The 12368-nt window shown below is 63.2% G+C and carries 10 protein-coding genes and 1 riboswitch; of the genes, 4 read left to right on the top strand and 6 right to left on the bottom strand.

Annotated elements, in window-relative coordinates; genetic code table 11:
• Positions 1–71: 71 nt before the first annotated feature.
• Positions 72–1304 (bottom strand): acyl-CoA dehydrogenase family protein, encoded by a 1233-nt coding sequence (locus tag BUE15_RS03905; RefSeq protein ID WP_073281385.1) that lies wholly within the window; start codon positions 1302–1304, stop codon positions 72–74.
• A 218-nt stretch (positions 1305–1522) separates the two neighbouring features.
• On the opposite strand from BUE15_RS03905, the gene BUE15_RS03900 reads away from it, so the two are divergent.
• A complete protein-coding gene (locus tag BUE15_RS03900; protein ID WP_073281384.1) occupies positions 1523–3259 on the top strand; it encodes an APC family permease in 1737 nt (578 codons plus the stop codon).
• 166 nt (positions 3260–3425) lie between these two features.
• Here the strand turns inward: BUE15_RS03900 and BUE15_RS03895 are convergent, their stop codons facing one another.
• Complete coding sequence (locus BUE15_RS03895) at positions 3426–5909, bottom strand: TonB-dependent receptor (protein WP_073281383.1); 2484 nt, start codon at positions 5907–5909, stop codon at positions 3426–3428.
• A 59-nt stretch (positions 5910–5968) separates the two neighbouring features.
• A riboswitch (TPP riboswitch) is annotated at positions 5969–6075 on the bottom strand.
• Between the two features lie 198 nt (positions 6076–6273).
• Between BUE15_RS03895 and BUE15_RS03890 the strand changes: the two genes are divergently transcribed.
• On the top strand, positions 6274–6519 hold the full coding sequence (locus BUE15_RS03890; RefSeq protein WP_073281382.1) for a hypothetical protein: 246 nt from the start codon (positions 6274–6276) through the stop codon (positions 6517–6519).
• Positions 6520–6587: 68 nt separating this feature from the next.
• On the opposite strand, the gene BUE15_RS03885 is transcribed toward BUE15_RS03890, so the two are convergent.
• From BUE15_RS03885 to pnuC, 4 genes are all read right to left on the bottom strand, one after another.
• The gene (locus tag BUE15_RS03885; protein ID WP_073281381.1) at positions 6588–7004 is read right to left on the bottom strand and encodes a GNAT family N-acetyltransferase; all 417 of its coding nucleotides are present in this window, start codon (positions 7002–7004) and stop codon (positions 6588–6590) included.
• A 2-nt stretch (positions 7005–7006) separates the two neighbouring features.
• On the bottom strand, positions 7007–7882 hold the full coding sequence (locus tag BUE15_RS03880; RefSeq protein WP_073281380.1) for an aldose 1-epimerase family protein: 876 nt from the start codon (positions 7880–7882) through the stop codon (positions 7007–7009).
• A gap of 113 nt (positions 7883–7995) precedes the next feature.
• The gene (locus BUE15_RS03875) at positions 7996–8529 is read right to left on the bottom strand and encodes an AAA family ATPase (protein ID WP_073281379.1); all 534 of its coding nucleotides are present in this window, start codon (positions 8527–8529) and stop codon (positions 7996–7998) included.
• A 19-nt stretch (positions 8530–8548) separates the two neighbouring features.
• Positions 8549–9187 (bottom strand): nicotinamide riboside transporter PnuC, encoded by a 639-nt coding sequence (gene pnuC / locus BUE15_RS03870; protein WP_073281378.1) that lies wholly within the window; start codon positions 9185–9187, stop codon positions 8549–8551.
• Positions 9188–9300: 113 nt separating this feature from the next.
• Here pnuC and BUE15_RS03865 point away from each other — a divergent pair, with 113 nt between their 5' ends.
• A complete protein-coding gene (locus BUE15_RS03865) occupies positions 9301–9624 on the top strand; it encodes a rhodanese-like domain-containing protein (protein WP_073281377.1) in 324 nt (107 codons plus the stop codon).
• 16 nt (positions 9625–9640) lie between these two features.
• Positions 9641–12292, top strand: a complete 2652-nt coding sequence (gene hrpB, locus BUE15_RS03860) for an ATP-dependent helicase HrpB (protein WP_073281376.1) — start codon at positions 9641–9643, stop codon at positions 12290–12292.
• The last annotated feature ends 76 nt before the right edge of the window (positions 12293–12368 follow it).

The raw sequence follows: 12368 nt of genomic DNA, 5'->3' as shown, positions 1-12368 counted from the left end.
CGGCGCACAAGGCGCACAAAAAAGGCCGCTCCGGGAACGGAGCGGCCTTTTTTGCCGGATAAGGCAGGCGCTTACTTGAACGCCTGGATGCCGGTGATGTCGGCGCCGGTGATGAGCAGGTGGATGTCGTGGGTGCCTTCGTAGGTGATGACGGACTCCAGGTTCATCATGTGGCGCATGATGGGATACTCGCCCGTGATGCCCATGCCGCCGTGAATCTGGCGGGCTTCGCGGGCAATGTGCAGGGCTATTTCCACGGAGTTGCGCTTGGCCATCGAAATCTGGGCGCTGGTGGCTTTGCCTTCATTTTTGAGCACGCCCAAACGCCACACCATCAGCTGGGCTTTGGTGATTTCGGTAATCATTTCGGCCAGCTTCTTCTGCTGCAGCTGGAAACCGGCAATCGGCTTGCCGAACTGCTCGCGCTCCAGCGAGTACTTCAGCGCCGACTCATAGCAGTCGATGGCCACGCCGATGGCGCCCCAGGCAATGCCGTAGCGGGCCGAGTCGAGGCAGCCGAGCGGGCCTTTGAGGCCTTCCACGTTGGGCAGCAGGTTTTCCTTGGGCACCTTCACGTTGTCGAACACCAGCTCGCCGGTGATGCTGGCGCGCAGGCTCCACTTGTTGTGGATTTCGGGGGCGGTGAAGCCTTCCATGCCTTTTTCCACGATGACGCCCCGGATGCGGCCTTCGTCGTTTTTGGCCCACACTACCGCTACCTGGCTCTGGGGCGAGTTGCTGATCCACAGCTTGGCGCCGTTGAGCAGGTAGTAGTCGCCCATGTCCTTGATGGTGGTGGTCATGCCGCCGGGGTTGGAGCCGTGGTCGGGCTCGGTGAGGCCGAAGCAGCCGAGCCACTCGCCGGAGGCCAGCTTGGGCAGGTACTTGCGGCGCTGCTCTTCGGAGCCGTAGGCGTAGATGGGGTACATCACGAGGGAGCCCTGCACCGAGGCGGTGGAGCGCATGCCGGAGTCGCCGCGCTCAATTTCCTGCATAATCAGGCCGTAGCTGATGTAGTCGAGGCCGCCGCCGCCGTACTCGGTGGGGATGGTAGGCCCGAACGCGCCCACGTCGCCGAACTTCTTCACGATTTCGGAAGGGAAGTGCGCCTGCTGGGCCCACTTCTCGATGTTGGGGCTGATTTCCTTCTTCACGAAGTCGCGGATGCTCTGGCGAATGAGCTTGTGCTCCTCGGTGAGCAGGCCGTCGAGGTCGAAGTAGTCGGTGAAGCCGGCCGCGTTGGTGGAACCGTGGTGGTTGGCGGCTTTGGCCTTGGGCGAGAGAACGTCAGCTTGCGAAGACATAGGAAGTGGTTGGGTGGGAATCAGGTTCAAAGATAGCAGTTTCAGAATGCGAAACAGGCCGCCGCACGCTATGGTTCGGGGCCGGCAGCCGCGGTTTTGCCGGCCGGCCGGCGGCGGCGCGGCCCGGCTCCGGCCAGTATTTCCAGTGGTGGGCTGTTCGCGCGGCGCGTTCCTTCGTAGATACCGCATCTGCTCCCGTATCTGCCTGCTTCACACCTATGAGCCACGACAAAAAACTAAACCAGCTGGAGGCCACTGCCATCTGCGGCAACGACATTTCTTCGTCGTGCCTGTATGTGTCGGCGCTGGCCATTGGGTATGCGGGGCAGTATGCCTGGGTGGCGCTGCTGGTGGTGGGCGTGGTGCTGTACCTGTTCCGTCGCATCTACGGCGAGGTGGTGGGGGCGCTGCCGCTCAATGGCGGGGCCTACAACGTGCTGCTCAACACCACCAGCAAGCGCAACGCGGCCGTGGCGGCCTGCCTCACCATTCTGTCATATATGGCGACGGCCGTTATTTCGGCGTCGGAGGCCATGCACTACCTACACACGCTCTGGCACGGGCTGCCCATTATTCCGGCCACTATCCTGCTGCTGGGCTTTTTTCTGCTGCTCACGGTGCTGGGCATTTCGGAGTCGGCGGTGGTGGCGGTGGCTATTTTCGTGCTGCACCTGTTCTCGCTCACGCTGCTGGTGGGCGTTACGGGGTGGTACCTGATTACGCACGGCGCCGATACGCTGCTGGCCAACTGGCACATGCCCCTGAAAACCAGCCTGACTACGGCCCTGTTTCTGGGCTTCAGCGCGGCCATGCTGGGTATTTCGGGCTTCGAAAGCTCGGCTAACTTCGTGGAGGAACAGGCCCGCGGCGTGTTTCAGAAGACGCTGCGCAACATGTGGGTGGTCGTGACGGTGTTCAATCCGCTGCTGGCGTTTCTGGCTATTGCGGCTTTGCCCCTGGTGGAAGTAGGCCAGCACACCGAAACGCTGCTTTCGCACCTGGGCAACACCACCGGCGGCCCCTGGCTGGCCACCCTGATTTCGGTGGATGCCGTGGCCGTACTCAGCGGGGCCGTTTTGACGAGTTTTGTGGGCGTGAGCGGCCTGATGAAGCGCATGACGCTGGACCGGATTCTGCCGCAGTTCTTTCTGAAGGAAAACAAGCGCGGCAGTAACTACCTGATTCTGGTTACCTTTTTCCTGCTCTGCCTGTCGGTACTGCTCATTACCAACGGCCAGCTGGGGCCGCTGGCGGGCGTGTACACCATTTCGTTTCTGTCAGTAATGGCCTTTTTTGCCATCGGCAACTTCCTGCTCAAGAGCAAGCGGCCCAAGCTGCCGCGCCCGGTGTATGCGGGCATCCTGACGGTGTCGTTGGCGCTGCTGGGCGTGCTTACGGCGCTCTACGGCAACATCCGCATCCGCCCCGACTACCTGGTAGTGTTCCTGCAATACTTCATTCCGGCCATGCTCATCGTGTCGGCAATGCTCAACCGCACGGCCATTTTCAACCTGGTGCTGCTGGCGGCCGAGTCGTTTGCCAAACATTCGCCCCGGGTTTCGGTGCTCACGCAGCTTAACATCCGGCGCCAGCTGCGCGACCTGCACCGGCAGGAATTCGTGTTTTTCACGAAAGGCGACAATGTCTCGAACCTGAATAAGGTGATGGCCTACGTGGTGGAAAACGAGTCGACAAACCGCCTCAAAATCGTGACGCTGCTTAAGGAAGGCGAAGTCTACCCCGAAGACCTGCTCACGGATATTCAGGTGCTGGACCGCGCCTACGAGCAGATTGAGGTGGATTTCGTGACGCTCGACGGCCACTTCGGTCCGGAGCTGATAGACCGGCTTTCCAGGGAGTGGAACATCCCCAAAAACTTCATGTTCATCGGCTCCCCCGGCGACAGATTCCCCTACCAGATTTCCGAGCTGGGCGGCGTGCGGCTTATCATCTAGGAACACGGATTCTGCAGATTTAGCGGATTCCACGGATTTTGGTGACGATTAAAAAGTAAAAAGGGCTGCCTATTGGCAGCCCTTTTTGTTTGTTGCCCAACAGTTGGCTGGATAAATAATCGTCACCAAAATCCGTGGAATCCGCTAAATCTGCAAAATCCGTGATTTAGAATTTAACCCCAACGGAAGCCAGGAAATTGCGGGTGGCTTGCGGGAAGTACCAGTTGAAGGTGTCGAGGCCGCCGCTGGCGCCGAGGTAGCTGTAGGTGTAGCCGTTGGCCACGTACTCACGGTTGAGCACGTTGTTGACCAGCAGGCCCAGCTCGATTTCCTTCACAAACTGCGGCTTGATGGAGTAGCGCACCCGGAAGTCGAGCACCTGATAGGGCTTGAGGCTGCGGGCCGTATTTTCGGAGTTGTCGAGGTACTGGCGGCTCACGGTTTTGTAGAGCAGCGCCAGCCGCAGGCCTTTCAGTGGCTGCCCCTCCAGTGTGTGCGCCGACACCGTATTGGGCGAGTAGGAAATGGTGCTGGTGCGCGCCTCCCCTATTACCGGGTTGTAGTCGGCATCGTAGGTCACGTCGCGGTAGTTCAGGATGCGGTTGCGGCTCAGCGTCAGGGTGCTGCTGAGGCTGATTTTGTCGTCGGCGGAGATAAAGCCGGTTAGCTCCACACCCCGGCGGTAGCTGCGGGCCACGTTGGTGCGCAACGCAGCGCCCACATCGTTCAGTTGGCCGGTAGCTACCAGCTGGTTGCGGTAGTTCATGTAGAACCCGTTGGCTTCGAAGCGCAGAGCCGTGCGCGGCCCCAGCAGGCTGAGGTCGGTGCGGGTGAGGCGGTAGCCGCCTTCGAAGTCTTCGAGCCGCTCGGCTTTGGCGCTCTGGTCGCCGGCGGGACGGTCCGTGAAGTCGGCGCGCACCGGCTCCCGCTGGCCCACCGCGAAGCTGCCGTAGAGCTGCTGGCCCTCGGCCAAGGTGAAAGTAGCGCCGGCTTTGGGGTTGAAGAACGTGTAGCTGGCACGGGTTGTCACGTCGTTCTGCTCGTCCTCCAGGCCATCAATTGTGTACTCGATGTGGCGCACCTGCAGGTCGCCGTAGATGCCCAGTTTCGGCAGCACCTGCCAGGTAGCGCGAGCGTAGCCGTTGTAGTCGGTTTTGCGGGCTTTGTTGAAGTAGTAGCGCTGCCGGGGCACCAGGTTGGTTGCGTATTGGGCCCAGATAATCTCGCCGTAGTGGTCATTCTCGAACCGGTTCCAGGCGCCGCCCAGCGTGGCCTGCAGCTTGTCGTTGGCCTTGGGCTGGTAGTTCAGCGCGAAGGTGCCGCCGTAGAAGTAGTTGTCGAGCCACTTCTGGTCAATCAGGTTGGTGCGCGTGAGCGTGTCACCCCCGATTATGGGGTTTTGCAGGCCGTAATCCCCGAATTTGCGGCGGTTGCGGTAGTTTTCGTAGTAGCCGAAGCCGCGCGTGAGGTGCAGCGCCGCCCCCACGTTCCAGTCCTCGCCCAGCCCCTGCGAGAGGTGCAGCTGGTAGTGGTTTTGCTGGTAGTTGTCGGTTTGGTTGTCGTAGGTGTAGTAGCTGTAGCGGCGGCCTTCGCGGCGCACCCGCTCGGCATCGGTCTCGCTCAGCTCGCCATTGTCGATGTAGTTCTGGAGCAGCGTCTGGTTGCCGGTGAGGGCCGGTTCGGGCACCCCGTTCCAGGCCTGGTAAGTTTTCTCCCGGCCCGAGAAGGTGATGAACTTGAGCAGCGTGTTCTTGGCCTGGTAGCCGGCCGCGAAGTAGTACGACTTCAGATCCGACGAGGCCCGGTTCATGTAGCCATCGGTGCTGATGCGCGAGAGGCGGCCATCGAACGTGAAGTGGTTGCCGACGAGGCCGGTGCCGAACTGCACGTTGTTTTTCCAGGTGTTGAAGGAGCCGATGCTGTTCTGGGTTTCGCCGTAGGCCTCCTGGCGCGAATCGAGGGTGCTGATGTTAATGCTGGCCCCGAAGGCCGCGCCGCCGTTCTGGCTGGTGCCCACGCCGCGCTGCACCTGCAGGCTGCTCACCGACGAGGCCAGATCCGGCAAATTCACCAGAAACGAGCCGTGCGACTCGGCATCGTTGAGCGGCACGCCGTTGATGGTCATGTTGATGCCCGTGTTGCTCGTGCCCCTGATGCGGATATCGGTGTAGCCCACGCCCGCGCCGGCATCCGAATTCACTACCACCGAAGGCGTCTGATCCAACAAATACGGTAAATCCTGCCCGAAATTCCGCTTGTCCAGGTCCTGGCGGCTGACGTTGGTGTAGGCCGTGGCCGTGCGCTCATTGGCGCGGGAGGCCGTTACGAGGGCCTCGCCGGTGAGCACGCCGCCGGGCTGCAGGGTGGCGCTCAGGCGCTGCTCTGTGGGCTGGCCCTGGAGCTGCTGCACCAGTGGCGCGTAGCCCACAAACGTGATGCGCAGCTCGTGCCGGCCGGCCGGCACTGCTGGAATGGAGAAGGAGCCGGCCGCATCGGTAGCGGCGCTGGCGGCACCATCCAGGTACACGGTGGCGCCGGGCAGCGCCGTGCCCGTACGGGCATCCGTGATAGTCCCGGACACGGGGCCTTGCGCCCATGCCGGACCGGCCAGCGCCAACAGCGCCACTCCGGTAGTCAGAGAATTTTTCAAGAATGAAAAAAAGAAAAAGTGGAACGGACCGGACACCAGGGGTCGGTGCCTTCGGCTTGTCGCTCGCGGATCGTTTGTTCCCTTCGCCGGCATTACCCGGACAGGTTCAATGGGTATGATCTCAGCCCCCTGCCACTCCCGGCCTGGGGCACCCCTAAACTTCTGCCGCAAAGGTAGGCCGTAAACCGCCACTTGCAAGCCGGCCGCCACACCACTTTACTTTCGGTTGATTATCAGCTAACTTAGAACTCTGCTGCGTTGCCCCGCCGCCATATTTTTATCAAAACAACGACGGCGACGGCGCCGTTACTTACCTGGTTGCCGTCGGCTTAGTCCGTTCGTTTGTCTTTCAGCTCTCCCGGCCATGACTCCCCTCGTCTACCTGCTCCTGCTTCTGGCTATTGCCGTGTATTTCGTAGTGATTCCGCGGCGCCGCTTCCCCAGTCCGCCCCAGCCCGACAACGACGACGACGGGGGCGAACCGCTCGATGATGGCCTCCCCGACCTGGACCTGCCGCCCGGCATCACGCGCCCCATCAGCGACTGGGAACCGGAATACAACCGCCGCCCCCGCACCCCCGTGCGCCCCACCGAGCCACTGCTGCTGTAAGGGATTAGTTGATTGATGCTAGTTGCTGGTTGGTTGTCGGAACGAAACAGCTAGCCAATAACAACCACCTACAACGTACGGGCCATGCGGAGGTAGGCAATCGGGCCTTTGTAGAACACGTCGCCTTCGGGCTGCATACCGAAACGGGCGTAGAACCCGGCGCTGTCCTGGCGGGCGTCGCACCAGAGGCAGCTGGCCTCCAGGCGGCGCGCTTCGGCCACTACGTAGCGCAAAAGGGCGCTGCCAATCCCCTGCCGCTGATAAGCCGGGCTGGTGGCAAACTTGCGAAAACGGGCTTCTGAGCCATTTACGAACAGGGAAATCACGGCTACCAGCTGGTCATCCTGGAATGCGCCGTAGTGGTAGCCTTCCGCGTCATCATCCAGCTTCACGTAGTCCAGCGGCTTGTCAGGCCAGAGAACCTCGTGGCGCAGCAGGTAGGTATGGCTGGGGGCTATAGCCCAAATGACGGGCGCGGCGGACATGGCTACTCTACCGTGATGCTGTAGGACGTGGCGAATTCCTGGCCCGGCTCCAGCGCCAGAATGCCTTCCTTATCGGCCAGCTCGCCGGTGTCGCCGACGGAGCCGGCAATGCCGTGCCAGGGCTCGATGCACACAAATTGGGCGCCTTCGCCTTTGGTCCAGAGGCCGAGGTAGGGAAACCCATCGAAGCGCAGGCGCACGGTGCGGCCGGAGCGGCGGCTCCGCAGCGTGACGTGCGTGAAATCGAAATGCTTCAGCACCAGTGCATCCCGCTCGAAAAGCTGATAGCTGAGCGGCAGCGTGGTTTGCTGGTCGAGCAGCGGTTCGGTTTCGCCGGTGAGCAGGCCGCCTTTCAGCAGGTGCTGCACTGCCGTTACGGGGTGGTCGAATACGAATTCGTAGTCCTCAAATACTTCCCCTGCCTGCAGCGGGCAGCGGAACGCCGGGTGCGCCCCAATGCTGAACAGCAGCTCGGCAGTGCCCAGGTTGTGCACTTCCCAGCCAACAGTGAGCTGCGGCCCAGCCAGCCGGTACGAAACCACAAGGCTGAATTCGAAGGGAAACAGGGCCCGCGTGGCGTCGGTGGCGCGGAGCTCCAGCACCAGCTCGGCGGCCGTCTGGCGGAGCAGCGCAAACTCCTGGTCGCGGGCGAAACCGTGCTGGGTGAGGCGGTATTGCTGTCCTTGGTGCGTGTAGGTGTCGTGGGGCAGGCGGCCCACTATCGGAAACAGCACCGGCGCGTGGCGGCCCCATACGGCCGGGTCGGCCTCCCAGATGTATTCCAGGTTGTCGAGGTCTTTGCGGATAAAGCTGCTCAGCTCGGCGCCGTGGGCCTGCACCTGCACGCGGCACAGCTCGTTTTCGAGAGTATAAGTCATGTAAGCAAAAGGTAGTAGGGCCGCTTGCGCTGCGCGGTCCGCACAAGGTGGTTGCTATACGCAAAAACAGCCAACAGGGACATTGGCGCAAACAAATACCGACAAGCCGCCGCTTACCCGGCCTGCGTCAGCAGCTCGTCTATGTGGTAGCAGGCCTGCTCCAGCCGCTGGGCGGGCGGGCCGCTGATTTCGGCGAAGTGCGAGAGTTGCTCCTGCAGCGTGTGTTGGTAGAGCCGGAAGAACTGCTGGCGCAGGTGCGGATGCTCGCGCAACGGGTCCGGCTCCCAAGGCAGGTCCACGTTCAGCAGCAACACCAGGTCGTAGTGCTGCTGCTCAATCTGCTCCAGAATCCAGTCGGGGCAGTGGCCGAAAGTATGCTCCGACCAGATTTTGATGACCAGCAAATCGGTGTCGCAGAAGAAAATGGGCCGCCCCATCTGAATGGCCTGGATTTCGGCTTCGGCTTCGGCCCGCAGCTGCCCGTGGGCAATGGCTTCGAGGTCTTCGAGGGTGTATTTCGGGCCGTATTGCTCCAGGTAGGTGCGGGCGTATTCGGGGGCCCAGCTGGTGTTGTAGTGCGCGGCCAGATGGCGGCTAAGGGTGGTTTTGCCCGTCGATTCGGGGCCGGTGAGGGCAACACGCAGCATGGATGATTGGGCCTTAGAATTAGGATATAGTAGTCTGCTGCAGGGCTGGAGCCGCCTGCTCTTTCTCCATGGATTTCCGCCACTGCAGATAGCCGTACACGGCCAGCCCCAGGTACAGCGCGTAGAGGCCGCTGGTCGGGTACAGCTCTTTGTACCACAGAATCGGCACGTACAGCACGTCCACCAGTATCCAGAGCCACCAGTTTTCCAGCCGCTTGCGCATCAGCAGAAACTGCGCGGCCAGGCTGCCGGCCGTCGTGAAACTGTCCCAGTGCGGCAGCGTGGCGTCGGTGTGGTGCTCCAGGTAATAGCCGAAGCCGGTAGTGAAAGCGGCAATAAACACCCCGCAAACCACCCACTCCCAGCGCCGCGTGCGCGACACCGGTAGCTCGGTTTTGCTGCGCCCCCCGTACAGCCACTCGTACCAGCCGTACACGCTCAGCAGAATAAACATCACCTGCAGCAGTGAATCGGAGTAGAGGCCAGCCCCATAGTACACCAGAATGTAGAGGGCGCAGCTGAAAATGGCAATCGGGAAGTTCCACAACGACTCGCGGGCGGCCAGCCACACGCAGGCGAAACCGGTCAGCACGGCCACCCATTCCAGCGGCGTGTTGCCGACGGCGGCGGTCCAGAACTCGTAGAGGGAATGGAGCAAGGCGAAAGGACGAAAAGGCGAAACGCGGCCACTGCAACCAGGCCCGCGCAAACTACGGCCAAAGCTAACGAGCTACCGCCTAATTTTGCCTTTTCGCCGAATCCTGCCGCCCTATGCTGCCCGAACTCACGCCCGAAGACCTGCACGCCCGCCTCCAGCGTGGTGAAAACATCCAGCTCGTGGACGTGCGGCAGCCCGAGGAATATGCCTACTGCCGCATTGAAGGCAGTGAGCTGATTCCGCTGGGCGAGCTGGCCCGCCGCGCCGACGAAGTAGCCGACGACCGGCCCGTGGTGCTCATCTGCCACCACGGGGTGCGCTCCATGCAGGCGCTGGCCTACCTGCAGCACCGCCACGAACTGACCAACCTGCTGAATCTGCGCGGCGGCATTCACGCCTGGAGCCTGCGCGTAGACCCGTCGGTGGCCGTGTATTAAGCTTCGTTCGTTGCTCATGAACTTTCCCGACCTCCCGATAGTTGCCGCCCTCCCCGACCTGCTCACGGCGCTGGCCGCCCACGAGCGGGTGGTGCTACAGGCGCCGCCCGGTGCCGGCAAAACCACCGTGGTGCCGCTGGCGCTGCTGAATACGGCGTGGCGCAACGGAGGCAAAATCCTGATGCTGGAGCCGCGCCAGTTGGCCGCCCGCGCCGCCGCTACCCGCCTGGCCAAGCTGCTGCACGAGCCGGTAGGCGAAACCGTGGGCTACCGCGTGCGGCTCGAAAGCAAAGTCTCGGCTCGCACCCGCATCGAAGTCATTACGGAAGGTATCCTGACGCGCCTGATTCAGGACGACCCGGCCCTGGAAGGCGTGGCGGCCGTTATTTTCGATGAGTTTCATGAGCGCAGCCTCCGCGCCGACCTGGGCCTGGCCTTGGCCCTTGATGCGCAGGCCGTGCTGCGGCCCGAACTGCGGATTCTGGTGATGAGCGCCACGCTGGAAGCCGAGCGGATGGGTACGTGGCTGCAGGGCCCGGTGGTTAGCAGCGCAGGCTTTCTGTTCCCGGTCGAAACGCATTATCTGAGCCCACGCCAGGCAGCGGCCGGCGGCTCGCGTCCTGCCGAGCGGCTGGCCACGCTGGTGCCCACGGCCGTACGCGAAGCCCTGCGCCAGCACCCCGACGGCGACCTGCTGGTATTTCTGCCCGGCCTCGCCGACCTGCGCCGCGTGGCGGAAAAGCTGGATTCGGGGTTGCCGGATGCCGTGCGCCTGCACCTGCTGCACGGCGAGCTGCCGCTGGCCGAACAGGACGCGGCCCTCAGGCCCGTGCCGGCCGGACAGCGCAAAATCGTGCTCAGCACCGCCATTTCCGAAACAAGCCTGACCATTGAGGGCGTGAAAGTGGTAATCGACGGCGGCTTTGCGCGGGTTCCGCGCTTCCAGGCCCGCACCGGCTTCAGCACCCTCGAAACCGTGCCCGTGAGCCAGGCCGCCGCCGACCAGCGCCGGGGCCGCGCCGGCCGCCTTGGCCCCGGCACCTGCTACCGCCTCTGGACCGCCGCCGAACACGAGGCGCTGCCGGCCTATCTGCCACCCGAAATTCTTACCGCCGACCTTAGCAGCCTGGCTCTGGAGCTGGCCTTGTGGGGCGCGGCTCCGCACAGTCTGCGCTGGCTGGATACCCCGCCGGCGCCGGCCGTTGCCATTGCCAATGACCTGCTGCGCCGCCTGGGAGCGGTAATTGGTGATGGGATGGACGGTGATGAAGTGAATAGTGATGGGGTAAATGGTGAAACGTCCGGCGCTGCTACCACTCCCTCATCACCTCATCACCCCATCACCTCATCACTCCCCCAAAAGCCTACGCCGCACGGCCGGGCGCTGGCACGGCTGGGGCTGGCGCCGCGGCTGGGCCACCTGGTAGTGCGCGGGCAGGAGCTGGGCCACGGTCCGGCAGCGGCAGCACTGGCCGCCCTGCTCTCGGAGCGCGACGTGCTGCGTGCCGCCGACGCCCACCCCACGCCGCCCGACTTGCGGCTGCGGTTTGAAGCCATAGCCAATGGCCGGGCGCCGCTGCCGGGCCTGCTGGTGCAACAGCACATCCTGCACCGCGTCCGTGATGCGGCCCGCAACCTGCGCCAGCGAGCCGGAATCCGCGAAAACACAACTTCTGCGGATGCCGATGCTGCGGGCCTGCTGACGGCCCTGGCCTACCCCGACCGGATAGCGCAGCGCGAAACCGCCGACCGGGTGCGCCTCGCTACCGGCCAGCGCGTGGCGTTGCCCGCCGAGCATTTCGGCCGCGACGACCAGTTTCTGGCTGTGGCCTACCTCGATGGGCCGCCGCATCAGTTGCGCGCTGCCCTGGCGGCCCCCGTGAGCCGGCCGGAGCTGGAAGAACTTTTTGCGGAGCAGATTGAAGCCGTAGACGAGGTGCGCTGGGATGCCGCCACCGGCCGCGTGCTGGCGCGCCGCCGCCGCCGCCTGGGCGCGCTGGTGCTTTCCGATGTGACCTTGCCGCACCCCGACCCGGAACTGGTAGCCGCTGCTTTGCTGGAGGCGCTACGCACGGAGGGCATTGCGCGGCTGCCGTGGCGCGAAGCCGGAACCGCCCTGCGGGAGCGGCTGGCCTTTCTGCATCAGCAGTTCCCGGAAACCTGGCCCGATGTATCGGATGAAACGCTGCTGGCCGAGTTGCCCGAATGGCTGGAGCCGCAGCTCGTAGGCCTGAAAAGCCTGCAGGAAGTGAGCCGGCTCGATTGGCTTGAACTGCTGCTGCAGCGGCTGCCCGGCGGCTGGGCCCAGCGGCAGGAGCTGGACCGCCTCGCCCCTTCCCACCTCGAAGTGCCCAGCGGCTCCCGCGTCGCGCTGGACTACTCTAATCCTGCGGCCCCGGTACTGGCCGTGAAGCTCCAGGAAGTGTTTGGCCTGCTGGACACGCCGCGCATTGCGCAGGGCCGGGTGCCGCTGACCATGCATCTGCTTTCCCCGGGCGGGCGGGCGGCTCAGGTTACACGCGACCTGCGCAGCTTCTGGCAGCACGGCTATTTCGAGGTGCGCAAAGACCTGCGCGGGCGCTACCCCAAGCATCCCTGGCCCGATGACCCACTTTCGGCGGTGCCCACCAAACTAACCAAAAAGCGTTTCGAAGCGGGCCAGGCCTAGACTTTTCGAGCGTTAAATTGTGCTTTTCGCCTCTTAGGAACTGCCCTGGTAACATCCACGTAACACAGGTCACTTC

The sequence above is a fragment of the Hymenobacter psychrotolerans DSM 18569 genome, from assembly GCF_900142395.1.
In the GTDB taxonomy this organism is placed as follows: Bacteria; Bacteroidota; Bacteroidia; order Cytophagales; family Hymenobacteraceae; genus Hymenobacter; species Hymenobacter psychrotolerans.
Note: the sequence above shows the minus strand (reverse complement) of the source record. Positions and strands in the feature narration are given on the sequence as shown.

What these genes read in the sequence shown, in the direction of transcription:
- BUE15_RS03905 (WP_073281385.1), bottom strand. Translation starts at nt 1,304, where the DNA reads ATGTCTTCGCAAGCTGACGTTCTCTCGCCCAAGGCCAAAGCCGCCAAC.
- BUE15_RS03900 (WP_073281384.1), top strand. Translation starts at nt 1,523, where the DNA reads ATGAGCCACGACAAAAAACTAAACCAGCTGGAGGCCACTGCCATCTGC.
- BUE15_RS03890 (WP_073281382.1), top strand. Translation starts at nt 6,274, where the DNA reads ATGACTCCCCTCGTCTACCTGCTCCTGCTTCTGGCTATTGCCGTGTAT.
- BUE15_RS03885 (WP_073281381.1), bottom strand. Translation starts at nt 7,004, where the DNA reads ATGTCCGCCGCGCCCGTCATTTGGGCTATAGCCCCCAGCCATACCTAC.
- BUE15_RS03880 (WP_073281380.1), bottom strand. Translation starts at nt 7,882, where the DNA reads ATGACTTATACTCTCGAAAACGAGCTGTGCCGCGTGCAGGTGCAGGCC.
- BUE15_RS03875 (WP_073281379.1), bottom strand. Translation starts at nt 8,529, where the DNA reads ATGCTGCGTGTTGCCCTCACCGGCCCCGAATCGACGGGCAAAACCACC.
- BUE15_RS03865 (WP_073281377.1), top strand. Translation starts at nt 9,301, where the DNA reads ATGCTGCCCGAACTCACGCCCGAAGACCTGCACGCCCGCCTCCAGCGT.
- hrpB (WP_073281376.1), top strand. Translation starts at nt 9,641, where the DNA reads ATGAACTTTCCCGACCTCCCGATAGTTGCCGCCCTCCCCGACCTGCTC.